The sequence below is a fragment of the Variovorax boronicumulans genome, assembly GCF_040544675.1.
Taxonomy (GTDB): domain Bacteria; phylum Pseudomonadota; class Gammaproteobacteria; order Burkholderiales; family Burkholderiaceae_C; genus Variovorax; species Variovorax boronicumulans_D.
Genome location: NZ_JBEPKK010000016.1, coordinates 87,177 through 113,509, shown reverse-complemented (window position 1 = coordinate 113,509; position 26,333 = coordinate 87,177). Strand labels below are relative to the sequence as shown.

At 67.4% G+C, this 26,333-nt stretch carries 21 protein-coding genes; 7 read left to right on the top strand and 14 right to left on the bottom strand.

Translation table 11 applies throughout. The annotated features are described in order from the left end of the window. Positions 1 to 10 precede the first annotated feature (10 nt). Positions 11 to 499, bottom strand: a complete 489-nt coding sequence (locus ABIC90_RS23400; protein WP_354358379.1) for a DUF1854 domain-containing protein — start codon at positions 497 to 499, stop codon at positions 11 to 13. Then, the gene (locus ABIC90_RS23395) at positions 496 to 2,772 is read right to left on the bottom strand and encodes an ABC transporter ATP-binding protein (RefSeq protein ID WP_354358377.1); all 2,277 of its coding nucleotides are present in this window, start codon (positions 2,770 to 2,772) and stop codon (positions 496 to 498) included. Before ABIC90_RS23395 ends, ABIC90_RS23400 begins: the two co-directional genes overlap by 4 nt. Positions 2,773 to 2,911: 139 nt before the next feature. On the opposite strand from ABIC90_RS23395, the gene cphA (ABIC90_RS23390) reads away from it, so the two are divergent. The 5 genes from cphA (ABIC90_RS23390) (at position 2,912) to ABIC90_RS23370 (ending at position 9,257) form a co-directional block, all read left to right on the top strand. Further along, positions 2,912 to 5,149 carry a cyanophycin synthetase gene (cphA, locus tag ABIC90_RS23390; protein ID WP_354358375.1) on the top strand — a complete coding sequence of 746 codons (2,238 nt, stop codon included), beginning with the start codon at positions 2,912 to 2,914 and terminating at the stop codon, positions 5,147 to 5,149. A gap of 39 nt (positions 5,150 to 5,188) precedes the next feature. After that, positions 5,189 to 7,756, top strand: a complete 2,568-nt coding sequence (gene cphA, locus ABIC90_RS23385) for a cyanophycin synthetase (RefSeq protein WP_354358373.1) — start codon at positions 5,189 to 5,191, stop codon at positions 7,754 to 7,756. A 157-nt stretch (positions 7,757 to 7,913) separates the two neighbouring features. Beyond that, positions 7,914 to 8,324 (top strand): hypothetical protein, encoded by a 411-nt coding sequence (locus tag ABIC90_RS23380; protein WP_354358371.1) that lies wholly within the window; start codon positions 7,914 to 7,916, stop codon positions 8,322 to 8,324. 42 nt (positions 8,325 to 8,366) lie between these two features. After that, positions 8,367 to 8,828 carry a hypothetical protein gene (locus tag ABIC90_RS23375; RefSeq protein WP_354358369.1) on the top strand — a complete coding sequence of 154 codons (462 nt, stop codon included), beginning with the start codon at positions 8,367 to 8,369 and terminating at the stop codon, positions 8,826 to 8,828. Between the two features lie 174 nt (positions 8,829 to 9,002). Then, complete coding sequence (locus ABIC90_RS23370) at positions 9,003 to 9,257, top strand: hypothetical protein (protein ID WP_042580210.1); 255 nt, start codon at positions 9,003 to 9,005, stop codon at positions 9,255 to 9,257. Positions 9,258 to 9,413: 156 nt separating this feature from the next. Here the strand turns inward: ABIC90_RS23370 and ABIC90_RS23365 are convergent, their stop codons facing one another. The 10 genes from ABIC90_RS23365 to ABIC90_RS23320 all read right to left on the bottom strand — a co-directional run bounded on the left by ABIC90_RS23365 (position 9,414) and on the right by ABIC90_RS23320 (position 22,141). After that, on the bottom strand, positions 9,414 to 10,331 hold the full coding sequence (locus ABIC90_RS23365; RefSeq protein WP_354358367.1) for a dihydrodipicolinate synthase family protein: 918 nt from the start codon (positions 10,329 to 10,331) through the stop codon (positions 9,414 to 9,416). A gap of 18 nt (positions 10,332 to 10,349) precedes the next feature. Beyond that, positions 10,350 to 12,086 (bottom strand): IlvD/Edd family dehydratase, encoded by a 1,737-nt coding sequence (locus ABIC90_RS23360; protein WP_354358365.1) that lies wholly within the window; start codon positions 12,084 to 12,086, stop codon positions 10,350 to 10,352. Between the two features lie 4 nt (positions 12,087 to 12,090). After that, complete coding sequence (gene yjfF, locus ABIC90_RS23355; RefSeq protein ID WP_354358363.1) at positions 12,091 to 13,125, bottom strand: galactofuranose ABC transporter, permease protein YjfF; 1,035 nt, start codon at positions 13,123 to 13,125, stop codon at positions 12,091 to 12,093. Beyond that, positions 13,122 to 14,156 carry an ABC transporter permease gene (locus ABIC90_RS23350; RefSeq protein WP_354358361.1) on the bottom strand — a complete coding sequence of 345 codons (1,035 nt, stop codon included), beginning with the start codon at positions 14,154 to 14,156 and terminating at the stop codon, positions 13,122 to 13,124. The genes yjfF and ABIC90_RS23350 overlap by 4 nt, the downstream gene beginning before the upstream one ends. 115 nt (positions 14,157 to 14,271) lie before the next feature. After that, entirely contained in the window at positions 14,272 to 15,795 is a 1,524-nt protein-coding gene (locus ABIC90_RS23345) for a sugar ABC transporter ATP-binding protein (RefSeq protein WP_354358359.1), read from the bottom strand. 7 nt (positions 15,796 to 15,802) lie between these two features. After that, on the bottom strand, positions 15,803 to 17,011 hold the full coding sequence (gene mmsB, locus ABIC90_RS23340; RefSeq protein WP_354358357.1) for a multiple monosaccharide ABC transporter permease: 1,209 nt from the start codon (positions 17,009 to 17,011) through the stop codon (positions 15,803 to 15,805). Further along, complete coding sequence (mmsA, locus tag ABIC90_RS23335; RefSeq protein WP_354358422.1) at positions 16,998 to 18,524, bottom strand: multiple monosaccharide ABC transporter ATP-binding protein; 1,527 nt, start codon at positions 18,522 to 18,524, stop codon at positions 16,998 to 17,000. The genes mmsB and mmsA overlap by 14 nt, the downstream gene beginning before the upstream one ends. A gap of 38 nt (positions 18,525 to 18,562) precedes the next feature. Then, positions 18,563 to 19,633: a multiple monosaccharide ABC transporter substrate-binding protein gene (chvE, locus tag ABIC90_RS23330; protein WP_354358355.1), complete on the bottom strand. Its 1,071-nt coding sequence runs from the start codon at positions 19,631 to 19,633 to the stop codon at positions 18,563 to 18,565. A 12-nt stretch (positions 19,634 to 19,645) separates the two neighbouring features. Then, a complete protein-coding gene (locus ABIC90_RS23325; protein ID WP_354358353.1) occupies positions 19,646 to 20,611 on the bottom strand; it encodes an ABC transporter substrate-binding protein in 966 nt (321 codons plus the stop codon). A 60-nt stretch (positions 20,612 to 20,671) separates the two neighbouring features. Next, positions 20,672 to 22,141 carry an aldehyde dehydrogenase family protein gene (locus tag ABIC90_RS23320; RefSeq protein ID WP_354358351.1) on the bottom strand — a complete coding sequence of 490 codons (1,470 nt, stop codon included), beginning with the start codon at positions 22,139 to 22,141 and terminating at the stop codon, positions 20,672 to 20,674. A 151-nt stretch (positions 22,142 to 22,292) separates the two neighbouring features. Here ABIC90_RS23320 and ABIC90_RS23315 point away from each other — a divergent pair, with 151 nt between their 5' ends. Next, complete coding sequence (locus ABIC90_RS23315; protein WP_354358349.1) at positions 22,293 to 23,252, top strand: LysR family transcriptional regulator; 960 nt, start codon at positions 22,293 to 22,295, stop codon at positions 23,250 to 23,252. Positions 23,253 to 23,414: 162 nt separating this feature from the next. Here ABIC90_RS23315 and ABIC90_RS23310 read toward each other — a convergent pair whose 3' ends face one another. Next, positions 23,415 to 24,188 (bottom strand): SDR family NAD(P)-dependent oxidoreductase, encoded by a 774-nt coding sequence (locus tag ABIC90_RS23310; RefSeq protein ID WP_354358347.1) that lies wholly within the window; start codon positions 24,186 to 24,188, stop codon positions 23,415 to 23,417. Between the two features lie 143 nt (positions 24,189 to 24,331). Here ABIC90_RS23310 and ABIC90_RS23305 point away from each other — a divergent pair, with 143 nt between their 5' ends. Next, complete coding sequence (locus ABIC90_RS23305) at positions 24,332 to 25,249, top strand: SMP-30/gluconolactonase/LRE family protein (protein ID WP_354358345.1); 918 nt, start codon at positions 24,332 to 24,334, stop codon at positions 25,247 to 25,249. 9 nt (positions 25,250 to 25,258) lie between these two features. Here ABIC90_RS23305 and ABIC90_RS23300 read toward each other — a convergent pair whose 3' ends face one another. After that, complete coding sequence (locus ABIC90_RS23300; RefSeq protein WP_354358343.1) at positions 25,259 to 26,329, bottom strand: aldose epimerase family protein; 1,071 nt, start codon at positions 26,327 to 26,329, stop codon at positions 25,259 to 25,261. Positions 26,330 to 26,333 lie beyond the last annotated feature (4 nt).

Here is a 26,333-nt window from a genome sequence, read left to right as displayed (position 1 = left end):
TAAACAGGCCCTAGAGAAAGCGTTCAAGCAACTTGCGCGAGGCGCGGTCCAGCGCCTTCGCATCAGCCACGCGGAACTGCACGCCGTGCGCGCTCGCGATCAGCAGCGCGCCGCCGTCGAGCCGGCGGATGTCTTCCTCGGCCTTGAGCACGAAGCGGGTGTCGCCGCGGTCGGTGCTCACGGTCCAGGTGCTGGGCACGCCGAAGCTCGATACCTTGTGCAGCTTCAGCAGCGTGGGCGCGAAGTCGCGCACCGCGAGTTCTTCTTCGAGCAGCGCCCGCATCGGGGCCGGCAGCGCCTCGACGCGGTCGATCCAGACCAGCTCGCGCCCGTCGCCGCCGACCAGCGAAATGCCCTCGCCGGGCGCCGTGAGCGGAAAGGCGCGCACGGGCGTGATGCCCACATGGCGCTCGCCCTGCGCATCGGTCAGCACCAGGCGGCCGAAGCTGTCGCGTGCCAGATCGAAGGTGGTGGTGATGGTGGTGTTGTTGTCCGTCATGCGTCACCTGCCGGGTGGGCTGCGTGGCTGATCAGCGGCAACTGCGCGCCGGCGCGCTCGTCGACCGCGCCCTCGCTCGCACCGTCGTCGCCCTGGCGCAGTTGCGCCTGGTAGAGCCGCCAGTAAGCGCCCTGGGCGGCCATGAGCGCATCGTGCGGCCCGACCTCGACCACCTCGCCGCGGTCCATCACCACGAGCCGGTCGGCCTTGCGCAGCGTCGACAGCCGGTGGGCGATGGCGATGGTGGTGCGGCCCTGCACGAGGTTGTCCAGCGCCTTCTGGATTTCCTTCTCGGTCTCGGTGTCCACCGCCGAAGTGGCTTCGTCCAGGATCAGGATGCGCGGGTCGATGAGCAGCGCCCGCGCAATGCTGATGCGCTGGCGCTCGCCGCCCGAAAGCCCCTGCCCGCGCTCGCCGACCAGCGAGTCGTAGCCGTGCGGCAGGCGCAGGATGAAGTCGTGCGCATGGGCGGCGCGGGCCGCGGCCACCACTTCGGCGCGCGTGGCGTCGGGCTTGCCGTAGGCAATGTTCTGCGCGATGGTGCCGAAGAAGAGGAATGGCTCCTGCAGCACCAGCCCCACGTGGCGCCGGTAGTCGGCCACGGCGAAGCGGCGGATGTCGGTGCCGTCGACCTTGATGGCGCCGTCGGTCACGTCGTAGAAGCGGCAGATCAGGTTGACCAGCGTGCTCTTGCCCGAGCCGCTGTGGCCCACCAGGCCGATCATCTCGCCGGGTTCGATCACCAGGTCGAGGTCGCGGATCACTGCGCGCGAGCCGTAGCGAAAGCCCAGCCCGCTCATCTCGATGCGCCCCTGCACGCGCCCGACCTTCACCGGGTTCGCCGGCTCGGGCACGTTGCTCACATGGTCCAGGATGTCGAAGATGCGCTTGGCGCCCGATGCCGCCTTCTGCGTGACCGAGACGATGCGGCTCATCGAATCCATGCGCGTGTAGAAACGGCCGATGTAGGCGATGAAGGCGGTGAGCACACCCACGGTGATGCTGCCGCGCGCCACCTGCCAGATGCCGAAGCCCCACACCACCAGCAGGCCGATTTCGGTCAGCAGCGACACGGTCGGCGTGAACACCGACCAGGTGCGGTTGAGCTTGTCGTTGACCTGCAGGTTGTAGGCGTTGGCGGTGCGAAAGCGGTCGGCCTCGCGGCGTTCCTGCGCGAAGGCCTTGACCACGCGGATGCCCGGGATGGTGTCGGCCAGCACGTTGGTCACCTCGGACCACACGCGGTCGATCTTCTCGAAGCCGGTGCGCAACCGGTCGCGCACCACATGGATCATCCAGGCGATGAAGGGCAGCGGCACCAGCGTGACCACCGCGAGCAGCGGGTTGATGGAGATCAGGATGGCCGCCGTCATCACGATCATCAGCACGTCGTTGGCGAAATCCAGCGCATGCAGCGACAGGAAGACGTTGATGCGGTCGGTTTCCGAGCCGATGCGCGACATCAGGTCGCCGGTGCGCTTGCCGCCGAAATAGTCCAGCGGCAAGGTGAGCAGGTGCTCGTAGGTGGTGGTGCGCAGGTCGGCGCCGATGCGCTCGGACACCAGCGCCAGCAGGTAGGTGCGCGCCCAGCCCAGGCCCCAGCCCAGGAGCGCCGCGCCCAGAAGACCGCCCAGGTAGAGGCCGACGCGCGCCGGGTCGATCTTCTGCCCGTTCTGGAACGGGATCAGGATGTCGTCCATCAGCGGGATGGTCAGGTACGGCGGCACCAGGGTGGCGGCGGTGGACAGCAGGGTCAGGAAAAACCCCAGGAAAAGCTGCTTGCGGTAAGGCTTGGCAAAACGGCCCAGGCGAAGCAGCACCCATGTCGAGGGCGGGGTCTGCAGTTCGGTGTCGGCGGCCGGGTCATCGCCGTCGGCCGTCTCTATCGGCACCGGGCCCACGGCGTCCGCCCGCTGCCCGAACAGCTTGAGCAGGCGCAGCGCCGCCGGCTGGCTGGCCAATGTGTAGCGCCAGCGCGCCAGGCGGCCGTCGGGGCCGGTCAGGTCCAGCGTGCCGATGCCCGAATGGTCGGCCAGGTGCAGCGCCAGGGTCGGATCGGTCAGTGGCCACTCACGCCAGTTGCCGCCCGGCTCCAGGGCCATCAGACGCTGGTCGGTCAGTGCCACCAGGCCGAAAGCGAAACGAAGTTCGTAGTCGAGGTCAACCGCGAGTGTTACCAGAACGTTTTCCGCGACTGCGAGCCGGTTTTTCAGCGCGTCTGAAGCCGCCTCGATTTCGCCCTCCCGGGTGCCGACTGGATCGTGATGTTGCATTGTGTTTCTTTGACTCTTGCCCATCGCGGGCCGCATGGAGCGCCTCAGGGCGCCCCTGGTCGGGCGCCGATTCTGACCGATCACCATGGGCGCGCTTGAAGGCCCCGCGGTGCTCGGCCAAAGCACATCGAACGTTTGCATGACCCGTTTCGACGACATCCGCCTGCTGCGCATCAACTATTTGCGCGGCCCCAACCTCTGGACCTACCGTCCGGTGCTCGAAGTCTGGCTCGACCTGGGCCAGCTGGAAGACTTCCCGTCCAACAAGATCGACGGCTTCACCGACCGACTCACGGCCCTGCTGCCGGCGCTCATCGAGCACCACTGCGGCGTGGGCGAGCGCGGCGGCTTCATCCAGCGGCTGACCGAAGGCACCTGGTCGGGCCACGTGCTGGAGCATGTCGTCATCGAACTGCTGAACCTGGCCGGCATGCCGACCGGCTTCGGGCAAACCCGCAGTACCTCGGCGCACGGCGTCTACCGCATGGTGTTCCGGGCGCGCGACGAACAGGTTGCCCGGGTGGCGCTGGCCGAGGGCCACCGCCTGCTGATGGCCGCCATCAACAACGACCCGTTCACCGCCGCCGACGTGCAGAAGGCCGTCGATGCGGTCAAGGCCAAGGTCGAAGACTGCTACCTCGGCCCGAGCACCGCCGCCATCGTCTCCGCCGCCACCGACCGCGGCATTCCGCACATGCGCCTGAACAGCGGCAACCTGGTGCAACTGGGCTACGGCGCCAACCAGCAGCGCATCTGGACTGCCGAGACCGACTACACCAGCGCCATCGGCGAATCCATCGCCAGCGACAAGGAACTGACCAAGTCCCTGCTCGCCAGCTGCGGCGTGCCGGTGCCCGAAGGCCAGATCGTCGCCAGCGCCGAAGAAGCCTGGGAAGCCGCCGAAGACATCGGCCTGCCGGTGGCCGTGAAGCCCTCGGACGCCAACCACGGCCGCGGCGTGTCGCTCGAACTGACGACGCGCGAGGAAGTCATGGCCGCCTTCGCGGTGGCCGAGCCCGAAGGCAGCGACGTGATGGTCGAGCGCTTCATCCGCGGCCACGAACACCGCCTGCTGGTGGTGGGCGGCGAAGTGGTGGCGGCCGCGCGCGGCGAGATCATCACCGTGACCGGCGACGGCAAGCTCAGCGTGGCCGAGCTCATCGAGAAACAGCTCAACAGCGACCCGCGCCGCGGCGCCGAAGAGGAATACCCGCTCGACCTGATCGTGCTGGCCACCGACGCCAAGCTGCAGCTCGAACTCCAGCGCCAGGAACTGGACGGCGCCTCGGTGCCGGCCGCCGGCCGCGTGGTCACGATCCAGCGCAACGGCAACATGGCCAACGACTGCACCGACCAGGTCCACCCCGAAGTTGCGCACGCCGCCGTGCTGGCCGCGCGCGTGGTCGGCCTGGACATCGCGGGCATCGACCTGGTGGCGCAGGACATCTCCAAGCCGCTCGGCCCGCAGCGCGGCGCGATCGTCGAAGTCAACGCCGGCCCGGGCCTGCTGATGCACCTGAAGCCGGCCGTCGGCTCGCCGCGCCCGGTGGGCCGCGCGATCTGCGATCACCTGTTTCCCAACGACGCGCCCGGCCGCATCCCGGTGGTCGGCGTGGCCGGCTCGCAAAACACCGCCGTGCTCGCGCGCCTGGTGGCCTGGCTCATCAACCTGGGCGGCCGCCACACGGGCCTGGCCTGCCGCGACGGCCTGTTCCTGGAACGCCGCCGCGTCGATGCGCGCGACAGCGCCAACTGGGACGCCGGCCACCGCCTTCTGGTGAACCGCGCCGTGCAGGCCGTGGTGATCGAGAACGGCGCCGAAACCATCCTGCGCGACGGCCTGGCCTACGACCGCTGCGAAGTCGGCATCGTGACCGACCTGGAAGGCGCCGAGGCCCTCGCCGACTACGACATCACCGAGAGCGACCAGATGGTCAAGGTGCTGCGCACGCAGGTCGATGTGGTGCTGTCCGAAGGCACCGCCGTGCTGAACGCGGCCGATGCGCGCGTGGCCGGCCTCGCGCCGCTGTGCGACGGCGCCGTCATCCTGTATGCCGCCGATCCGCATGCCGCTGCGCTCACCGCGCACCAGGCCGCCGGCGGCAAGGCCGTGCTGGTGCGGCAGGACCGCGTGGTGCTGGCCAACGGCACGAGCGAATCCTTCCTGCCGGGCCTGGGGCGCCTGACGATCTGGCGCGCCACCCATGCCGGCGTGAGCCTCGAAAGCCTTCTGGCCGCCGTGGCCGCCGGCTGGGCGATGGGCATTCCGCTGAACCTGATCGGCGCCGGCGTGGAAGCCTTCGAAGCCGACCTGCAGGCCGCGCTGGCTTCGCTGCAACTGTCGCAAACGCAGCCCCTTCAACCTCAATTCGTCTGAAGCGCCCCGGCGCCCGACCTGCAAGCTCTCGCAAGCCCCATGAAAGTCACCCGCATCCGAGCCCTTCGCGGGCCCAATCTCTGGAGCCGCCACACCGCCATCGAAGCGGTCGTGGCCTGCGAAGGCAATGAGAACGCCATCAGCAAGCTCGCCGGTTTCGAAGCGCGCCTGCGCGCCCGCTTCCCGACCATCGGCGAACTGCACCCGATGGTGCTGGGCCAGCCGCTGGCGCTCGCCCATGTGCTGGAAAACGCCGCCGTGGCGCTGCAGGCGCAGGCCGGCTGCGCGGTCAACTTCGGCCACACCGCGCAAACGGTGGAAGAAGGCGTCTACCAGGTCACCTTTCAATACAGCGAAGAAGCCGTGGGCCGCCGCGCCATCGCGCTGGCCGAAGAGCTGATCGCCGCCGCGCAAGCCGACACCCCCTTCGACGCCGCCGCCGCCATCACCGAACTGCGCGACCTCGACGAATCCGAGCGCCTGGGCCCGAGCACCGGCGCCATCGTCGATGCCGCCGTGGCGCGCGGCATTCCGTACCGGCGCCTGACCAGCGGCAGCCTGGTGCAGTTCGGCTGGGGCGCCAAGCAGCGCCGCATCCAGGCGGCCGAGGTCGACAGCACCAGCGGCGTGGCCGAAGCCATCGCGCAGGACAAGGAACTCAGCAAGCAGTTGCTCAACGCCGCCGGCGTGCCGGTGCCGCTGGGCCGCCCCGTCACCAGCGCCGAAGACGGCTGGGCCGCGGCCGAAGAAATCGGCCTGCCGGTCGTGGTCAAGCCGCAGGACGGCAACCAGGGCAAGGGCGTGACCGTCAACATCACCACCCGCGAACAACTGACCTCGGCCTACGACTCGGCCGCCGTCTACGGCGAAGTGATGGTCGAGAAATTCCTGCCGGGCTTCGACTTCCGCCTGCTGGTGGTCGGCGACCGCCTGGTGGCCGCCGCGCGCCGCGATCCGCCGCAGGTGATCGGCGACGGCAGCTCCACGGTGCGCCAGCTCGTGGACGCGGTGAACCTCGACCCGCGCCGCGGCGAGGGCCATGCCACCTCGCTCACCAAGATCCGCCTGGACGACATCGCCATCGGCCGCCTCGAATCGGCAGGGCTCACGCCCGACAGCGTGCCCGAGCGCGGCCAGCGCGTGGTGCTGCGCAACAACGCCAACCTCTCCACCGGCGGCACTGCCACCGACGTGACCGACACCGTGCACCCCGAAGTGGCCGCGCGCGCGGTCGATGCGGCGCAGATGGTGGGCCTGCACATCTGCGGCGTCGACATGGTCTGCGAGAACGTGCTGCGCCCGCTCGAAGAGCAGCACGGCGGCGTGGTCGAAGTGAATGCCGCGCCGGGCCTGCGCATGCACATCTCGCCCTCGTTCGGCCGCGGCCGCGCGGTCGGCGAAGCGGTGGTCGACACCCTGTTCGCGCACGGCGACGACGGCCGCATCCCCGTGGTCGCCGTCACCGGCACCAACGGCAAGACCACCACCGCGCGCCTGATCAACCACCTGCTCGCATCGAGCGGCCTGCGCACCGGCATGACCAACACCGACGGCGTGTACGTCGACGGACGCCAGACCGACAGCGGCGACTGCAGCGGCCCCAAGAGCGCACGCAATGTGCTGATGCACCCCGACGTCGATGCGGCCGTGTTCGAAGTGGCCCGCGGCGGCGTGCTGCGCGAAGGCCTGGGTTTCGACCGCTGCCAGGTGGCCGTGGTCACCAACATCGGCAGCGGCGACCACCTGGGCCTGAACTACATCACCACCGTCGAAGACCTCGCGGTGCTCAAGCGCGTGATCGTGCGCAACGTGGCGGCCGATGGCCATGCGGTGCTCAACGCGGCCGACGTGAACGTCGCGGCGATGGCGGCCGGCTGCCCCGGCCAAGTGATCTTCTTCGCCGCCGACCGCTTGCATCCGGTGATGGCCACGCACCGCGCGCAGGGCAAGCGCACCGTGTACGTCGACCAGGACACGCTGGTCGCGGCCGAAGGCTCGTGGCGCGAGCGCATTCCGCTGCGCGACGTGCCGATCACGCGCAACGGCACCATCGGCTTCCAGGTCGACAACGTGATGGCCTCGGTGGCCGCGGCCTGGGCCGTGGGCCTGGACTGGGACACCATCCGCAGCGGCCTCGCCAGCTTCATGAACGACGCGGCCGGCGTGCCCGGGCGCTTCAACGTCATGGAGTACCGCGGCGCCACCGTGATCGCCGACTACGGCCACAACACCGACGCGATGCGCGCGCTGGTCTCGGCCGTGGACACCATGCCGGCCAACAAGCGCTCGGTGGTGATCAGCGGCGCGGGCGACCGGCGCGATTCGGACATCCGCGACCAGACGGCCATCCTGGGCCAAGCCTTCGACGACGTGATCCTGTACCAGGACGCCGCGCAACGCGGCCGTGCCGACGGCGAAGTGATGGCGCTGCTGCGCCAGGGCCTGCAGGGCGCGGCGCGCACGCGCCAGATCGACGAGATCCGCGGCGAGTTCGTGGCGATCGACACCGCACTGGCCCGCCTGCAGCCGGGCGACCTCTCGCTGATCCTGGTGGACCAGGTCGAGGAAGCGCTCGCTCACCTCGCACAGCGCATCGCAGCAGGCTGACAACGGGGTTGACGGACGCGTCCCACACACAGGGGCGCGTCCGGCTCGCCCGGTCAACGGGGCTGTCCCACACGCCGCCGGCCCGGGGCGGCACCACACTGTGGCTCCGGTCGCGCACCTCATTCAGAAAGAGGGCGCGCCCCAACCAGGAGCCCGCATGACAACAACAGTTCGTTCCCTTCTTTCCGCCACGGCCCTTTTTGCCGCCAGCGGCTTCATCGTCTTCGGCGCACAGACCGCCAGCGCACAGGCGCCCGGAACCGACGCCCGCATGCAGAAGGAACGCGCCGTGTGCGACGGTGTGCAGCAAGACCGCGCGGCCTGCCTGCGAGAGGCCGGCGCCGCCAAGCAGGAAGCTGCACGCAGCGGCCTGACCACGCCCAGCCCGGCGCGAGGCCAGGTCAATGCCCTGGCACGCTGCGCCGAGCAGCCCGCCGCCGACCAGGCCGACTGCGAAGCCCGCATGAAGGGCGGCGCCCGCACCACCACCGAGGGCAGCGTGATGGGCGGCGGCGTCATCCGCGAAACCGAGACGCCCCTGCCGGCCCAGCCCGCGCCGGCGCGTTGATCCGCCGACATTGATCCGACGAACCATTTCCAGGAACACCCAATGAAAAACCACACCCGTTCGATCGTTCTCGCCCTGCTCGCCGTCGGCGGCATGGCCACCGCCGGCATGGCCTCCGCACAAGGCTCGCGCGGCGGCATCTACCAGCAAGAACTCTCGGTCTGCGGCCACAACCAGCAAGACCGTGCCGCCTGCGTCCGCGAAGCCGGCGCGGCCCGCCAGGAAGCCGCGCGCGGCGGCCTGACCGGCGCCCCCGACTACCGCGCCAATGCGCTCGCGCGCTGCGGCCTGCAGCAATTGCCCGGCGACCGCAGGGACTGCGAAGCCCGCGTGCTCGGCAGCGCCGGCAACACCACCACCACCATCGACGGCAGCGTGATGGGCGGCGGCGTGATCCGCGAATCGGTCACCACCGTGGTGAGGCCGGCGCCCATGCCCATGGAGCGCGCGCCCGAACCCATGATGGCGCCGCGCCCGATGCCGATGCCGGCACCGCTTCGCTGAGTCTCTGCCGTTGACGCGGGGGCGCTCGCTCCCGTGACGACCTCGGAACCTTCGCCGCCGTTCCGCACCATGCGGGCCGGCGGCGATGACCTTTGGCTGTCACAAAACCGTCATAAAAGGCTGGCGCCTGCTAGCTATAGTTCTCGGTCCCTGCCTACCGAGGAACCCTCCCCCATGAATGCCATCAAGGTCGCTCGCCGATTCATCGAAACGGACCCGGCCAACGAATCGGCCAAGATCCTGGCCCAGCTCGTGTTGGCGCTCGAATCCGAACGCAGCTTCGAGCTGGTCACGCTGTACAGCCTCGACTACAAGAGCTTCGAGCTCGCCATGGACATCCTGAAAGAGTGGCGCCTGGACCGCTACTACGCCAGCAAGTCCAAGCTGTTCGACCTGTCCTTGCAAGTCACCGAGCTCGAAAAGAGCTAGCAAGATCTCCAGGGCGTGGGCGCGCTCGGACCATCAGCCCGCGCTACACCTCGATCCGCTGGGCATTCACCCAGCGATTCCCCTCCCCCAGCAAGCCTGCGACCGCTCCGCCGTTTTCGTCGGTGAAGCCGGCCGTGCGTTGCACGCGCGGTGTTGCTACCGCCCCCAGCGCAGCACCAGCGGATCGAGCCGCTTCGCCGTCTCGATCAGGCCGGCGCGCGTCGCGGGGTGCATCGGCGGCAGCGGATGCCGCGGTGCCTCGCAAGCGATCACGCCGCCCTCCTTCATGAGCGACTTGCAGGCTAGCAGCCCCGCCTGCCGGTTCTCGTAGTTGATGAGCGGCAGCCACTGCTGGTAGCGCGCGAAGGCCCTGTCGCGGTCGCCCGCGCGGTGCGCTTCGATGATCGGGCGGATGCCGTCCGGAAAGCCGCCGCCGGTCATCGACCCGGTCGCACCGGCATCGAGGTCGGGCAGCAGCGTGATGGCCTCTTCGCCGTCCCACGGGCCTTCGATGGCGTCGCCGCCCAGGCGGATCAGCTCGCGCAGCTTCGCGGCCGCACCGGCCGTCTCGATCTTGAAATACGCGACATGCTCGATCTCCTTGGCCATGCGCGCGAGGAACGGTGCCGACAGCACCGTGCCGCTGGCCGGTGCGTCCTGGATCATGATCGGAATGCTCACTGCCTCCGAAAGCCCCGCATAGAACTCGAAGATCTGCGGCTCGGGCACGCGGAAGGTGGCGCCGTGGTACGGCGGCATCACCATCAACATCGCTGCGCCCATGTCCTGCGCGCGGCGGCTGCGCTCGGCGCAGACCTTGGTGCTGTAGTGCGTGGTGGTCACGATCACCGGCACGCGGCCCTTCACATGCTCGAGCATCGTGCGCGTGAGCACTTCGCGCTCTTCATCGGACAGCACGAACTGCTCCGAGAAATTCGCAAGGATGCACAGGCCGTCGGAGCCCGCATCGATCATGAAATCGACGCAGCGCTTCTGGCTTTCGAGATCGAGCGCGCCCTGTTCGGTGAAGGTGGTCGGCACCACCGGGAAGATGCCGCGGTATCTGGGGGTCATGGTGAATCCGTGTGAATGTCAGTGCGAATGGCGGGGCACGGCGGAGCCTCTGCAACCCACCAGGAAATCAAAGTCGCAGCCCTCATCGGCCTGCAGCACGTGGTTGACGTAGAGCTTCTGGTAGCCGCCGCCGCGCGTGCTCATGGGCTGCGCATCGGAGGCGGACAGCGAAGCCAGGCGCGCAGCCAGTTCTTCGTCGCTGATGTCCAGGTGCAAGCGCCCCGCATCGCAGTCGAGCTCGATCCAGTCGCCATCGCGCACCGCGGCGAGCGGTCCGCCGTCCGCGGCTTCGGGCGCCACATGCAGCACCACGGTGCCATAGGCCGTGCCGCTCATGCGTGCGTCGGAGATGCGCACCATGTCCTTCACGCCCTGGCGCAGCAGCTTGGGCGGCAGGCCCATGTTGCCGACCTCGGCCATGCCGGGGTAGCCCTTGGGGCCGCAGTTCTTCAGCACCATCACGCAGCTGGCATCGATGTCGAGGTCTTCGTCGACGATGCGTTCCTTGTAGTGCTCCAGGTTCTCGAACACCACGGCACGGCCACGGTGCTTGAGCAGCTCGGGCGTTGCCGCCGAAGGCTTCAACACCGCGCCGCGCGGCGAGAGGTTGCCGCGCAGGATGCGGATGCCGCCGTCGGCGATCAGCGGGTTGTCGAGCGGGCGGATGACCTCGTCGTTGAGGCTGGGCGCCTCGCGCACGTTCTCCCAGATCGACTGGCCGTTGACGGTGAGCGCGCCCGGATGCGGCAGCAGGCCGTTCTCGCCGAGGCGGCGCAGCACGGCGGGCAAGCCGCCCGCGTAATAGAACTCCTCCATCAGGAAGCGGCCCGAAGGCATCAGGTCCACGATGGTGGGCGTGTGGCTGCCGATGCGGGTCCAGTCTTCCAGTTCGAGGTCGACGCCGATGCGCCCCGCGATCGCCTTCAGGTGGATCACCGCATTGGTCGATCCGCCGATGGCCGCATTCACGCGGATCGCGTTCTCGAAAGCCTCGCGCGTGAGGATCTTCGACAGCGTGAGCCCTTCTTTCGCCATGGCGACCGCGCGCATCCCCGACATCTGCGCGAGCACATAGCGCCGCGCATCGACCGCCGGAATCGCCGCGTTGTGCGGCAGCGAAGTGCCCAGCGCCTCGGCCATGCAGGCCATGGTCGAGGCCGTGCCCATGGTGTTGCAGGTGCCCGCCGAGCGCGACATGCCGCCCTCGGCCGAGAGGAACTGGTGCAGGTTGATCTCGCCGGCCTTCAGCGATTCGTGCAGCTGCCACACGGCCGTGCCCGAGCCGATGTCCTTGCCGTCGAGCTTGCCGTTGAGCATCGGCCCGCCGGTCACCACGATGGCCGGGATGTCGCAGCTCGCGGCGCCCATCAGCAGCGCGGGCGTGGTCTTGTCGCAGCCGGTGAGCAGCACCACCGCATCGACCGGGTTGCCGCGGATCGCTTCTTCCACGTCCATGCTCGCGAGGTTGCGCGTGAGCATCGCGGTGGGCCGCAGGTTCGACTCGCCGTTCGAGAACACCGGAAACTCGACGGGGAAGCCGCCCGCTTCGGAAATGCCGCGCTTCACATGCTCCGCGATCTTGCGGAAGTGCGCGTTGCAGGGCGTGAGCTCCGACCAGGTGTTGCAGATGCCGACGATCGGCCGGCCGTCGAACTCGTGGTCCGGAATGCCCTGGTTCTTCATCCAGCTGCGATACATGAAGCCGTTCTTGTCGGCCGAACCGAACCATTCGGTCGAGCGCAATTTCTTTGTCATCGAGTCAGCGGCGCGGAGCGCGCGAGGTGAAAAAACGTTGGAGCAGGCAGAACACGAAGAGCAGCGCACCGACGACGATGCGCGTCCACCACGAGCTCAGCGTGCCGTCGAAGGAAATCAGGGTCTGGATGATCCCGAGCATCAGCACGCCGAAGAGCGTGCCCACCACATAGCCCACGCCGCCGGTGAGCAGCGTGCCGCCGATCACCACGGCCGCGATGGCGTCGAGCTCCAGTCCGACCGCGTGCAGGCCGTAGCCCGAGAGCATGTAGAAGGTGAAGATCACGCCCGCCAGCGCCGAGCAGAAACCCGAGAGCGTGTACACGCCGATGAGCGTGCGCCGCACCGGCAGGCCCATCAGCATGGCCGAATGCTCGCTGCCGCCGATGGCATACACCGCGCGGCCGAAAGGCGTGCAGTGCGCAATGAACACCGCGGCCAGCAGCACCACGATGGCGATCACCGCGCTGATCGAGAGCGAGGCCTCGCCCCAGATCGGAATGCGGATCTGCGAGACCTCCGAATAGAAGGTGTTGGTGATGCTGATCGAGTCGATGCTGATCAGGTAGCAAAGCCCGCGCGCGAGGAACATGCCCGCGAGCGTGACGATGAAGGGCTGCAGCCGGAAGCGTTCGATGAGCAGGCCCATGAATGCGCCGAAGGCCGTGCCCATCAGCAGCACCAGCGGAATCACGACCGCCGGGCTCCAGCCGTGCTTTTCGACCAGCGCGGCCGACACCATGGTGGTGAGCGCGATCACCGAGCCCACCGACAGGTCGATGCCGCCGGCGAGGATCACGAAGGTCATGCCGACCGCGACGACGATGAGGAAGGCGTTGTCGATCAGCAGGTTGAGGAACACCTGCGCCGAGAAGAACCCGTCGTAGAACACCGAGCCCAGCGTCGCCATCAGCATGAACAGCGAGATGGTCGCGGTGAGCGGCAGGTACTTGGGGTTGAGCCCTGCCTTGCCCCCTCTCCCGCTTGCGGGAGAGGGTTGGGGTGAGGGTGCTGCGGCCGTTTCGATCACCGCGCTCATGCCCTATTCCCCTCATGCACCGGCCGCTGCACCAGCGACCGCACCTCCGCCCTGAACTCCGGCGACTGCAGCAGCATCACCACGAACACCACCACCGCTTTCACCACGAGGTTGATCTCCGGCGGCACGCCCAGCGAATAGATCGCATAGGTCAGCGTCTGGATGATCAGCGCGCCGATCACGCTGCCCACGAGGCTGAAGCGCCCGCCGGTGAGCGCCGTGCCGCCCAGCGTGACCGCCAGGATCGCATCGAGCTCCAGCAGCTGGCCGGCGTTGTTGCCGTCCGCGCTCTTCACGTTCGAGCTGATCAAGAGGCCCGCCACGCCCGCGCAAGCACCGCAGAACGCATACGCGCCGACGATGAGCCGCCGCGACTGGATGCCCGCCACGCGCGCCGCCGTCGGGTTGATGCCCACCGCCTGGATGAACAATCCCAGCGCGGTGCGCGTGATCGCGAGATACAGCAGCACGAACACCGCCGCCACGATGAACAGCGAGAAAGGCAGGCCCAGCAGATAGCCGCTGCCCAGGAAGAAGTAGGGCTTGTAGTAGATCGTGATGATCTGCCCGTCGGCAATCAGCTGCGCGATGCCGCGGCCGGCCACCATCAGGATCAGCGTGGCGATGATCGGCTGCATGCCGACCTTGGCGACCAGCAGGCCGTTCCACAGGCCGCACACCAGCGCGACGCCGATGGCCGCAACGATGGCGAGCGGCATCGGGAACCGGCTCACATCGCTGGCCACAGAGCCGCCGATCATCCAGGCCGCGACCGCCGCCGCAATGGCCACCACCGCACCGACCGAGATGTCGATGCCGCGCGTGGCGATCACCAGCGTCATGCCGAGCGAGACCAGCACCAGCGGCGCTGCGCGGTTCAGGATGTCGATCAGGCTGCCGTAGAGGTGGCCTTCGCGCCATTCGAGGTGCAGGAAGCTGGCGTTGAAGGCGGTGTTGACCGCGAGCAGCAGGAGCAGCGTGACGATGGGCCACGCGAGGCGGTGGCTCATGAGGGATGACAGGCGGTTCATGTCGGCGTGCTCTCGATGCGGGAGACACCGCGGAACCGGCTTTGCCGGGCCGCTGGTGTCGCCCCCGGAAGGGGGTTGGCGAAGCGACACGAAGTGCGCGAAGACTGGGGGAGAGTCATGGTGCTGCAGCAATCATTTCGTAAACCTCGTCCTCGCTGGACCCGCCCGGCAGTTCGCCCACCTTCTGCCGATCGCGCAGCACCACGATGCGATGCGCCACGCGCACCACCTCGCTCATTTCCGACGAGATAAAAATCACCGCCATGCCCGCGCGTGCGAGCCGCAGTATCTCTTCCATGATTTCCTGCTTGGCCGCCACGTCGATGCCGCGCGTGGGCTCATCGAGGATCAGCAGGCGCGGTTCGGTCGCGAGCCAGCGCGCGATCATGGCCTTCTGCTGGTTGCCGCCAGAGAGCAAACCGATGGGGGTTTCGACACTCGCGGTCTTGATGCCCAGCGAGGCGACGAAGCGCTCGGCCATCGCGGTCTGCTCGGCGTGCGACAGGAATTTGCGCGTGCCCAGTCGCGCCTGCAGCGCCAGCGCGATGTTCTCGCGCACCGACAGCTCGGCCACGATGCCGTCGGTCTTGCGCTCTTCGGGGCACAGCGCCAGCCCTTCGCGGATCGCATCGGCCGGGTTCGAGAAAGTGACGGAGCGACCATCGACCTTGAGCACGCCGCGATCGGGCGATTCGAGCCCGAACAGCAGGCGCGCAAGCTCGGTGCGCCCCGCGCCGAGCAGCCCGGCGATGCCGACGACTTCGCCGGCACGCACGCGCAGATCGGTCGCCTGCAACTGCCCGGCCTGCCCCAGCCCTTCGGTCTGCAGCAGGGCCGGCGCGGCTTCATCGAATGCAGGCAGCGCTGCAGGTCGTGCGGATTGAGCGGCCAACTCGCGCCCGAGCATCGCTGCGATCAAGGCTTGTGGCCCAAGGTCCGCGGCCTTCCATTCGCCCACCCAGTTGCCGTTGCGCAGCACCGTGATGCGATCCGACACCGCGTACATCTGGTTGAGAAAGTGCGTCACGAAAACGATCGCGAGCCCTTCGCCGCGCAAGCGCCGCAACACAGCGAAGAGCTTTTCCACTTCGTCGTCGTCCAGGCTCGATGTGGGCTCGTCGAGGATCAGCACCTTCGACGACACACCGAGTGCCCGCGCGATCGCCACCATCTGCTGCACCGCGACCGAATAGCTCGACAGCAGGCGCGTCACGTCGATGTCGAGCCCGATGCGCGCCAGCAATTCGGCCGCCCGTTTGTTCACCGCCGCCCAGTCGATGCGAAAGCCCTGTGCCATGCCGCAGCGCGGATAGCGCCCCGCGAACACGTTCTCGGCCACCGAGAGGTTCGGGCACAGGTTCACTTCCTGGTAGACCGTGCTGATGCCCAGCTTCTGCGCATCCAGAGGAGACGCAGGATGAATCGGCTCCCCGCCCAGGAACATCTCGCCGCCGCTGGACGGCAGCACACCCGTGAGCACCTTGATCAGCGTGGACTTGCCTGCGCCGTTCTGTCCCATCAGCGCGTGGATCTCGCCCGGGTACAGCCGCAACTGCACATCGCGCAGCACGGAGATGCCGCCGAACTGCTTGTGGATGCCCCGCAGTTCGAGCACGGGCGACGGATTGCCTTGAGCCATGCGCGTCCTACTTGTTCTTGTTGTAGACGTCGATGAACACCGCCGCCAGCAGCACCAGGCCTTTGATGACCTGCTGGTAGTCGATGCCGATCCCGAGGATCGACATGCCGTTGTTCATCACGCCCATGATGAAGGCGCCGATCACCGCGCCCATCACCCGGCCCACGCCGCCCGACGCCGAGGCGCCGCCGATGAAGCAGGCCGCGATCACGTCGAGCTCGAAGCCCAGGCCCGCCTTGGGGGTGGCGGTGTTGAGCCGCGCCGCGAACACCAGGCCCGCGAGCGCAGCCAGCGCGCCCATGTTCACGAAGGTGAGGAACGCCAGCCGCTGCGTCTTCACGCCCGACAGCCGCGCCGCCTTCTCGTTGCCGCCCAGTGCATAGATGCGCCGGCCGATGGTGGTGCGGTTGGTGACGAAGTCGTACACCACGATCAGCACCGCCATCACCACCAGCACATTGGGCAGGCCCTTGTAGGTGGAGAGCAGGTAACTGAAGAACAGGATGATCGCTGCGAAGAACAGGTTCTTCACCAGGAAGAAGGCATAGGGCTCCTGCTCCATGCCGTGCGCCTTGAGCTTGGCGCGGCCGCGCAGCTTGAAGAACACCAGCGCCGCCGCGGCGAGTGCGCCGACGATCAGCGAGGTGGTGCGCAAGGTGTCGCCGCCCAGCGGATCGGGAATGAAGCCCGAGCTCAGCCGCTGGAACTCCACCGGAAACGGCCCCACCGATTGCCCCGCCAGCAGCGCCAGCGTGAGCCCCTTGAACACCAGCATGCCCGCGAGCGTGACGATGAACGAGGGGATCTTTCGGAACGCGACGAACCAGCCCTGCGCGGCACCGATCACCGCACCGGCCGCGATGCTGATGAGCGCGGTCGGCACGAAATGCCATTCGTACTCCACCATCAGCACCGCCGCCAGTGCGCCGATGAAGCCGCAGACCGAGCCCACCGACAGATCGATGTGCCCCGCCACGATCACCAGCAGCATGCCCAGGGCCATGATGACCACATAGCTGTTCTGCAGCAGCAGGTTGGTGAGGTTGAGCGGCCGCAAGAGCGTGCCGTCGGTCAGCACCTGGAACAGCGCCATGATCGCGACCAGCGAGATCAGCATGCCGTATTCGCGCAGATTGTTCTTCAGGAACCCCGCGTGGAGCTTCGGGCTTGCAGCGGGTGCGGCGCCTTGCACCGCGTTGGCTTCAGGCTGCGACATGGACGGAACTCCCTGCGCTGACGATCGCATGCATGATGCGCTCCTGCGTCGCCTCGGCCGCAGTGAACTCGGCCACGAAGCGCCCCTCGTTCATCACGTAGATGCGGTCGCACATGCCGAGCAACTCGGGCAGTTCGGAAGAAATCATGAGAATGCCTTTGCCCTCGCTCGCGAGCTGGTCGATGATGGTGTAGATCTCGTACTTGGCGCCCACGTCGATACCGCGCGTGGGTTCGTCCAGTATCAGCAGTTCGGGTTTGGTAAAGAGCCACTTGCTCAGCACCACCTTCTGCTGGTTGCCGCCCGACAGGTTGACCACCAATTGCTCCACGCCCGAGCAGCGGATGTTGAGCGCCTTCCTGTAGTCGTTGGCCACCTTGGACTCGCGGCCTTCGTCGATCACCGCGCGCTCTGAAATCGCATCGAGGTTCGCGAGGCTGATGTTCTTGCGGATGCCCTCCTCCAGCACCAGCCCGAGGCCCTTGCGGTCCTCGGTGACATAAGCGATGCCGTGGTCGATCGCCTTGCGCACGGTGCTCACGTCCACCGGCTTGCCGTGCATGAGCACCGTGCCGCTGATGCGTTGCCCGTAGGACTTGCCGAACACGCTCATCGCGAGCTCGGTGCGGCCCGCGCCCATGAGGCCCGCGATGCCGACGATCTCTCCCTGGCGCACATGCAGGTTCACGCCCTTGATCTGTTCGCGGTCGGCATGCAGCGCGTGGTGCACGCGCCAGTCGCGCACTTCCAGCACGGTCTCGCCGATCTTCGGCGAGCGCTGCGGATAGCGGTGCTCCATGTCGCGCCCGACCATGCCGCGGATGATGCGGTCTTCGCTGATCGGCGCGCCGCGGCAGTCCATGGTCTCCACCGTGGCGCCGTCGCGCAGCACGGTGATCGAGTCGGCCACCTTGGCGATTTCGTTGAGCTTGTGCGAGATGAGGATCGACGCGATGCCCTGGCGCTTCAGTTCGAGCAGCAGCGTCAGCAGCGCGTCGCTGTCTTTCTCGTTGAGGCTGGCGGTGGGCTCGTCGAGGATGAGGAGCTTGACCTCCTTGGCCAGCGCCTTGGCAATTTCCACCAGCTGCTGCTTGCCGACACCCAGGTCGGTCACCAGCGTGGTGGGCAGTTCCTTCAGGCCCACCTTGGCGAGCAGCTCGCGCGTCTTCGCGTAGGCGGCAAACCAGTCGATCACGCCGCCGCGCGCGATCTCGTTGCCGAGAAACAGGTTCTCCGCAATCGAGAGCAGCGGCACCAGCGCGAGCTCCTGGTGAATGATGATGATGCCCAGCTTCTCGCTGTCGACGATGCCCTTGAAGCGGCGAAGCTCGCCCTCGAAATGGATCTCGCCGGTGTACGAGTCGCACGGATAGACGCCGCTCAGCACCTTCATGAGCGTCGACTTGCCCGCGCCGTTCTCGCCGACCACTGCGTGGATCTCCCCCGCGCGCACCGCGAGGTTGACGTTGCTCAGGGCCTTCACGCCCGGAAACGTCTTGGTGATCCCGCGCATCTCCAGGATGGTGCGCGGGGCGCCTTCGCTCGCCGTGCTCACTTGATCTGGCTTTCCTTGTAGTAGCCGCTGTCCACCAGCACCTGTTTCCAGTTCGAGGCGTCCACGCTCACCGGCTTGAGCAGGTACGAAGGCACCACCTTGATGCCGTTGTTGTAGGTCTTGGTGTCGTTCACTTCAGGCGTCTTGCCCGAGAGCATGGCGTCGGCCATCGCCACCGTCACCTTGGCCAGCTCGCGCGTGTCCTTGAACACGGTGGAGGTCTGTTCCTTGCGCAGGATCGACTTGACCGAAGGCACCTCGGCGTCCTGGCCCGAGACGATGGGCATCGCCTGCGTGCCCGAGCCGTAGCCCACGCCCTTGAGCGACGAGAGGATGCCGATGGAGAGGCCGTCGTACGGCGACAGCACCGCATCCACGCGGTCCTTGGTGTAGTAGGCCGACAGCAGGTTGTCCATGCGCGCCTGCGCCACCGCGCCGTCCCAGCGCAGCGTGCCCACCTTGTCCATGCCCATCTGCTTGCTGCGCACCACCAGCTTGCCGCTGTCGATGTACGGCTTCAGGATCGACATCGCGCCGTTGTAGAAGAAGAAGGCGTTGTTGTCGTCGGGCGAGCCGCCGAACAGTTCGATGTTGAACGGGCCCTTGCCGCTCTTGAGGCCCAGCGCCGTCTCGATCGATTGCGCCTGCAGCACGCCGACCTGGAAGTTGTCGAAGGTGGCGTAGTAGTCCACGTTCTTCGAGCCCTTGATGAGCCGGTCGTACGCGATGACCTTCACGCCCTTGTCGGCCGCCTTCTGCAGCACGTCGGACAGCGTGGTGCCGTCGATCGCCGCGATGACCAGCACCTTCGAGCCCTTGGTCACCATGTTCTCGATCTGCGCGAGCTGGTTCGGGATGTCGTCGTCCGCGTACTGCAGGTCGGTCTTGTAGCCCTTGTCCTTGAAGTACTTGACCATGTTCGCGCCGTCGGCGATCCAGCGGGCCGACGACTTGGTGGGCATCGAGATGGCGATCAGGCCCTTGTCCTGCGCATTCGCGAGCGGCGTGAAGCCGACGATGGCGAAGGCGATGCCCGCGAGCGAGGCCTTGAGGAAGTTGCGTTTCATGTGGTGTTCTTCTTAGTACTTGCGGTTCGGGAATTCCTTGGCGGCGACTTCCATGGGGAAGATGCCTTCTTCGGTCACGATGCGCTTGGGCAGTGCCTTGCCGGCCTTGATGTCCTTCACGGCGCTCATCAGCTGCGGGCCGAGCAGCGGGCTGCATTCCACCGACACATTGAGCTTGCCGGCGATCATGGCTTCGAAGGCGCCCTTGACCCCGTCGATGGAGATGATCACGATGTCCTTCGCCGGCTTCATGCCCGCTTCTTCGATGGCCTGGATGGCGCCGATGGCCATGTCGTCGTTGTGCGCGAAGAGCACGTTGATCTTCTTGCCGTCGGCCTTCAGGAAGGCTTCCATCACTTCCTTGCCCTTGGCACGGGTGAAGTCGCCGGTCTGCGAGCGGATGATCTTGAACTTGGGGTCGGCCTTGATGATTTCCTCGAAGCCCTTCTTGCGGTCGATGGCCGGGGCCGAGCCCACGGTGCCCTGCAGCTCGACGATGTTCACATCGCCCTTCTGGTCCTTCATCTTTTCGGTGAGCCAGCGGCCGGCCTTGCGGCCTTCCTCGACGAAGTCCGAGCCCATGAAGGTCACGTAGAGGGAGTCGTCCTTGGTGTTGACCGCGCGGTCCGTCAGCACCACCGGAATCTTGGCGGCCTTGGCTTCGCGCAGCACGGTTTCCCAGCCCGACTCGACCACGGGCGAGAAGGCGATCACGTCGACCTTCTGCGCGATGTAGGAGCGGATGGCCTTGATCTGGTTTTCCTGCTTCTGCTGCGCATCGGAGAACTTGAGCTCGATGCCGGCCTCCTTGGCGGCCGACTTGATCGACTCGGTGTTGGCGGTGCGCCATTCGCTCTCGGCACCCACCTGGGCGAAGCCGAGCACGAGTTTCTTCTGCGCGAAGGCGGAAGCGGGCAGCAGGCTGCCCAGGGACGCTGCGGCGAGCGCGATGTTGAGAGTGCGGCGATTCATGGTCATGGTGTGTCTCCTTCTTGACGAGTCTGTGTTGCTGTACTTGATGATGAAACCCCGAACGGTTCAGGCCAGCATGTAGCCGGTCTTTACCGTCGTGTAGAACTCCGCGGCGTGGCGCCCTTGTTCGCGCGGCCCGTAGCCCGACCCCTTGCGGCCGCCGAAGGGCACGTGAAAGTCCACCCCCGCGGTCGGCAGATTGACCATCGTCATGCCGACCTCGGCATGGCGTCTGAAATGCATCGCGTGCTTGAGCGAGTTGGTGCACAGCCCCGCACACAGGCCGAAGGGCGTGTCGTTGCACAGCGCCAGCGCGTGGTCGTAGTCGTCGGCGCGCAGCACGCAGGCCAGCGGGCCGAAGATTTCTTCGCGGGCGATGCGGTGCGAGGGCTTGGCCAGAAACAGCGCGGGACTCATGTAATGACCGGGCGTGGCGCGCTCCAATGCCTCGCCGCCCCACACATGCTCGGCCCCTTCTTCGCGCGCAATGCCCATCCACGCCAGGTTCCGCGCCAGGCGCTCTGCGTTGGCCACCGGGCCGATGTCGATGCCGCGCTCCAGCGCATGGCCGATCTTCAGTGTCTTCAGGCGCTGGCGCAGCCTGGCGACGAAGGCGTCGTGCACGCCGGCCTCCACGATCAGCCGGCTCGACGCCGTGCAGCGCTGGCCCGCGGCAAAGTAGGCGCCCTGCACCGCGCAATCGACGGCGCGGTCCAGGTCGGCATCGGCCAGCACCACCAGCGCGTTCTTGCCGCCGGTTTCCAGCTGCACCTTGGCGCGGCGCGCGGTGGCGGCCTGCAGCACGCGCTCGCCGTTGGCGGCCGAACCGGTGAAGCTGAGCGCATCGACCTGCGCGCTGTCGACCAGGGCCTGCCCCACTTCGCGGCCGCTGCCCATCACGAGGTTGAAGGCGCCCGCAGGCAGCGCGGCGCGGCTGATGATTTCGGCCAGTGCCCAGCCGCAGGCCGGCACCAGCTCGGCGGGCTTGAACACCACGCTGTTGCCGTGCGCGAGCGCGGGGGCGATCTTCCAGGCCGGCACCGCCAGCGGGGAGTTCCAGGGCGTGATGAGCCCGACCACGCCCACCGGCTCGCGCGTGACATCGACCTGCACGCCGGCGCGCACCGAGGCGACGCTTTCGCCGCCGCTGCCGCCGCCCGCGCCGCTGCGCAGGGCCTCACCCGCGAAGAACTTGAACACCTGGCCCGCGCGCGCCGCTTCGGCCACGGCCTCGGGCAGGGTCTTGCCCTCTTCGCGTGCCAGCAACAAGCCCAGGTCGTCCTTGCGCGCAAGCAGCTCCGTGCCGATGCGATCGAGCACGTCGGCACGGCGCTGCGGCGAGCTGTGGCTCCAGTGGGGGAAGGCTTCGGTGGCCGCGCGGATGGCGGCATCGGTCTGGCGGCGGTCGGCGCGTGCGTATTCGGCGACCACCTCGCTGGTGTCCGACGGATTGGCGCTCACACCGGTGGTCGCGCTGGTTTCCCAGCGGCCGTTGATGTACTGCCGCACGTTCTGATGGATCTCGCCGTGGATCACGGAGGCGCCGACCTTGTCTCTTTGTTGGAACTGAGGCGAGTCTAGGAACAGAATTGATATCGATCCAATCGTTTTTTAGACAAAATGCATATCGATCAAGGGATTCTGGAAAACCCCATAAGCCCTTGGTTCTCAGATTTCGTCCAAAAACATGACCAACTACAACCACTGGTTTATTCGCGCGCGGCTCAAGACAAGGCAGCTGCTGTTGCTGGTCGCGCTGGCCGAGGAAGGCAACATCCATCGCGCGGCGCAGGTGCTCAACATGACGCAGCCCGCCGCGTCGAAGTTGCTCAAGGACCTGGAAGACGTGCTGGAGGTGCCGCTGTTCGAACGCCTGCCGCGCGGCATGCGCCCGACCTGGTACGGCGAGACCATGATCCGCCACGCCCGCGTCGCGCTCGCGAGCCTCAACCAGGCGCACGACGAGCTCACCGCGCTCAAGGCCGGCCGCTTCGGCCAGGTGGGCGTGGGCGCCATCACCGCGCCCGGGCTGGCGTTGCTGCCCACGGCGGTGGCGATGGTCAAGCGCGATCAGCCCGACCTGCGCGTGTCACTGGAGATAGAAACCAGCCCGGTGCTGATCGAGCGGCTGGAGCAGGGCAAGCTGGACATCCTCGTGGCGCGGCTCTTCGCCGAGCACGACAAGTCGCAGCTGCGCTACGAGGCGCTGAGCGAGGAGCCGGTGTGCGCGCTGGTGCGGCCGGGCCATCCGATGCTGGGCACCAGCGGGCTCACGCTGCGCGACGTGGTGGGCGCCGGGTGGATCGTGCCGCCCACCGGCAGCGTGCTGCGCCACCGCTTCGAGCTGATGTTCCAGGAAGAAGGCCTCGCGCCGCCGGTCAACACGGTGGAGAGCTCGGCCCTGTTGTTCATCACGCGCATGCTGCAGCAGAGCGACATGGTCGCGGTGCTGGCCACCGAGGTGGCGCGCTACTACGCGGCGCACGGCATCGTGTCGCTGCTGCCGCTGGAGATGCCCTGCCACATGGACCAGTTCGGCATCATCACCCGCACCGACCGGCTGCTGTCGCCGGCGGCCAAGGTGATGATGAAGGCGCTCAAGACCGCCAGCATGAGCGTCTATGGACGCAAGCTGGAGATGGACTGAAGCCGGCCGAACAACACACACCAGTTCACGCCGCTCCCCTGCCGTTCGGGCTGAGCTTGTCGAAGCCGCTGCACACACACCCGTTCACGCTGAGCTTGTCGAAGCGCTGCGCAAGGCTTCGACAAGCTCAGCCCGAACGGATTGAGGATCGCGAATGGACGTTCAGGTCCAACCGGCGTCCACGATGAACTCTTGCGCGGTGCACATCTTCGCGTCGTCCGACGCGAGGAACAGCACCATGCGCGCGATGTCCTCGGGCATCAGCTTGTCGGGCAGGCACTGGTTGCGCTTGAGCGACTTCTCGCCTTCCTCGTCGAGCCACAGCTTGACCTGACGCTCGGTCATCACCCAGCCGGGCGAGACGGTGTTGATGCGGATGCGGTCGCGGCCCAGATCGACCGCGAGGCCGCGCGTGAGCCCGTTCACCGACGACTTGGCGATCGCATAGCAGGGGTAGCCCGAGCCCTTGGTCTGCCAGCCGGTGGACCCCAGGTTGACCACCGAGCCGAAGCCCAGCCGCTTCATGCCCGGCACCACCGACTGGATCGCGAACAGCGCCGGCCGCTCGTTGATGGCCATGCGGTTGTCGTAGTAGTCGGGCGTGACCGATTCGAGCGTGTGGCGGTCGTCGCTGGCCACGTTGTTGACCAGCACCGCAAAGTCGCCGAGCGCGGCCGACGCATCGGCAATGGCGCCCTGCAGCGCCGCGATGTCGCGCACGTCGCAGGCACGCCACCAGGGCGCCGCATGGCCGGCGTCGACCAGTTGCTGCGCAAGCGCGGCGCTCGCCTCTTCGGCGATGTCGACGAAGGCCACGCGCGCGCCCTGCGCCACGAAGGCCGACACGATGGCCGCGCCGATGCCGCTGCCGCCACCCGTGACGAACACGGTGCGGCCCTGCAGGCTGGGATAAATCGAGAGATTGGAAGAATTCAAATAGAGTCTCCGTTGAGGTCGAGAATGACATTGCAAAACTGATATCAATCAATTTCACTTTGGTTGGTTTCTAATATCAATATGCCCCGAGGCGCCTCGCCGCGTCAAGGACCCCACCCCAAAAAAAAAGGACGAGACAAGACATGACGAACCTTCCCGCGCCCACCGTCATCGGCGCCCCCGAATGCATCTGGCCGGCCGAAGCGAACCTGGGCGAAGGCACGCTGTGGTCGCAGCGCGAGCAGGCGCTGTACTGGATCGACATCCTCACGCCGCGCCTTTTCTGGTTCCGCCCCGCCGACGGTGCGCGCCGGACCTGGCGATTCGACGAAGAGATCACCGCGATCTCGGAGCGCGCGAACGCGCCGGGCCTGATCCTCACGCTGCGCCGCGGCTTTGCGCTCTTCGACACCACGCTGCCGGGCGACGATGCCAGGCCGCGCTACCTGCACCAGCCCGAGCTCGAGCGCGCGAACAACCGCTTCAACGACGGCAAGTGCGACAGCCGCGGCCGCTTCTGGGGCGGCAGCATGGACTTCGACTGCAAGGCGCCCACCGGCGCGCTCTACCGCTACGACGCCGACGGCCGCTGCACGCGGCACGACGACGGCTTCGAGGTGACCAACGGCCCGACATGGTCCTCCGACGGCCGCACCATGTACTTCAACAACACGGCGATCAACAAGCTCTACGCCTACGACTTCGACATGGAGGCCGGCAGGGTGTCGAACCGCCGCGAGTGGCATCGCTTTCCCAAGCCGGACGGCCTGCCCGACGGCATGACCACCGATGCGGCCGGCCGCCTGTGGATCTGCCACTGGGACGGTGCCTGCGTCACCTGCCACGACCCGGTGAGCGCGGCCGAGCTGGCCCGCATTCCGCTGTCCGCAAGCAACGTCACCGACTGCGCCTTCGGCGGCGCCGACCTGCAGACGCTCTACATCACGACCGCGCGCAACAGCCGCACCGAAGAACAGCTGCAAAGCGAGCCGCTGGCTGGCGGCCTGTTCGCGGTGCGCATCGGCAGCCCCGGCGTGCCGGCGGCCTTGTTCGCCGGCTGACGCAAGGCTTCAGCCGACGACGCTGAACCGGTGCTCCGTCGCGCTCTCGAACACCTCGCCCGGCCGCAGCACCGTCGACGCAAAACCCGGCTGGTTGGGCGCATCCGGAAAGTGCTGCGTTTCCAGGCACAGCCCATCGCCCTGCCGCAGGCTCGCGCCGCCCGAACCCACGAGGCTGCCGTCCAGAAAATTGCCCGAGTAGAACTGCACCCCGGGCTCGGTCGTGTGCACCTCCATCACACGGCCCGAGGCCCCGTGCTCGAGGCGCGCGGCCAGCGCAAGCCCGGGTCGGTTGCGGTCCAGCACCCAGTTGTGGTCGTAGCCGTGCGCGCGCAGCAGCTGCTCGTGCCCGTCGCGGATGCGGTCGCCGATGCGCGCCGGCGTGCGGAAATCGAAAGGCGTCGCGCCCACCTCGGCCAGGCCGAGCGGAATCAGCGTGGCGTCCACGGGGCAATAGCGGCTGGCCGGCAGCGTCAGCACATGGTCCATCACCGTGCCGCTGCCCGCCAGGTTGAAGTAGTCGTGGTGGCTCAGGTTCAGCACCGTCGGCCGGTCGCAGGTGGCGCGGTAGTCGATGCGCCAGGTGTTCCCGGTCGCGGCCAGCGTGTAGCGCACCGTGAGCTGCACCTGCCCGGGGTAGCCCTCTTCGCCGTCGGCGCTGGTGTAGCGCAGCTCGATGGCCACATCGCCGCCCGCCGCTTCCGCGGCCACCGGCTCGATCTGCCAGAAGCGCGTGCCGAAACCCTGTGCGCCGCCGTGCAGCGAATTCACGCCGTCGTTGATGCCCACCTGGTGCGCCACGCCGTCGAGCCTGAAGCGGCCGCCCGCGATCCGGTTGGCATAGCGCCCGACGATGGTGCCGAAGTGCGGATGCGGCTTCAGGTAGTCGTCCAGCGACGGCAGGCCCAGCACGATGTTCGCGCCCTGGCCGTGGCGGTCGGGCACATGCAGCGCGGTCACGATGCCGCCGTGGTTGATGGCGCTCAGGCGCAGGCCCCGGCCGTTGTCCAGGGTGTATTCGGTCACGCACCGCCCGTCGGGCATGCGGCCGTATTCGCGCGATGCGATGTGGCTGCTCATTCGT

Bases quoted from the DNA above. Each gene is read 5' to 3' on its own strand.
- ABIC90_RS23400 (WP_354358379.1), bottom strand. From the start codon at position 499: ATGACGGACAACAACACCACCATCACCACCACCTTCGATCTGGCACGC.
- ABIC90_RS23395 (WP_354358377.1), bottom strand. From the start codon at position 2,772: ATGCAACATCACGATCCAGTCGGCACCCGGGAGGGCGAAATCGAGGCG.
- cphA (WP_354358375.1), top strand. From the start codon at position 2,912: ATGACCCGTTTCGACGACATCCGCCTGCTGCGCATCAACTATTTGCGC.
- cphA (WP_354358373.1), top strand. From the start codon at position 5,189: ATGAAAGTCACCCGCATCCGAGCCCTTCGCGGGCCCAATCTCTGGAGC.
- ABIC90_RS23380 (WP_354358371.1), top strand. From the start codon at position 7,914: ATGACAACAACAGTTCGTTCCCTTCTTTCCGCCACGGCCCTTTTTGCC.
- ABIC90_RS23375 (WP_354358369.1), top strand. From the start codon at position 8,367: ATGAAAAACCACACCCGTTCGATCGTTCTCGCCCTGCTCGCCGTCGGC.
- ABIC90_RS23370 (WP_042580210.1), top strand. From the start codon at position 9,003: ATGAATGCCATCAAGGTCGCTCGCCGATTCATCGAAACGGACCCGGCC.
- ABIC90_RS23365 (WP_354358367.1), bottom strand. From the start codon at position 10,331: ATGACCCCCAGATACCGCGGCATCTTCCCGGTGGTGCCGACCACCTTC.
- ABIC90_RS23360 (WP_354358365.1), bottom strand. From the start codon at position 12,086: ATGACAAAGAAATTGCGCTCGACCGAATGGTTCGGTTCGGCCGACAAG.
- yjfF (WP_354358363.1), bottom strand. From the start codon at position 13,125: ATGAGCGCGGTGATCGAAACGGCCGCAGCACCCTCACCCCAACCCTCT.
- ABIC90_RS23350 (WP_354358361.1), bottom strand. From the start codon at position 14,156: ATGAACCGCCTGTCATCCCTCATGAGCCACCGCCTCGCGTGGCCCATC.
- ABIC90_RS23345 (WP_354358359.1), bottom strand. From the start codon at position 15,795: ATGGCTCAAGGCAATCCGTCGCCCGTGCTCGAACTGCGGGGCATCCAC.
- mmsB (WP_354358357.1), bottom strand. From the start codon at position 17,011: ATGTCGCAGCCTGAAGCCAACGCGGTGCAAGGCGCCGCACCCGCTGCA.
- mmsA (WP_354358422.1), bottom strand. From the start codon at position 18,524: ATGCGCGGGATCACCAAGACGTTTCCGGGCGTGAAGGCCCTGAGCAAC.
- chvE (WP_354358355.1), bottom strand. From the start codon at position 19,633: ATGAAACGCAACTTCCTCAAGGCCTCGCTCGCGGGCATCGCCTTCGCC.
- ABIC90_RS23325 (WP_354358353.1), bottom strand. From the start codon at position 20,611: ATGACCATGAATCGCCGCACTCTCAACATCGCGCTCGCCGCAGCGTCC.
- ABIC90_RS23315 (WP_354358349.1), top strand. From the start codon at position 22,293: ATGACCAACTACAACCACTGGTTTATTCGCGCGCGGCTCAAGACAAGG.
- ABIC90_RS23305 (WP_354358345.1), top strand. From the start codon at position 24,332: ATGACGAACCTTCCCGCGCCCACCGTCATCGGCGCCCCCGAATGCATC.
- ABIC90_RS23300 (WP_354358343.1), bottom strand. From the start codon at position 26,329: ATGAGCAGCCACATCGCATCGCGCGAATACGGCCGCATGCCCGACGGG.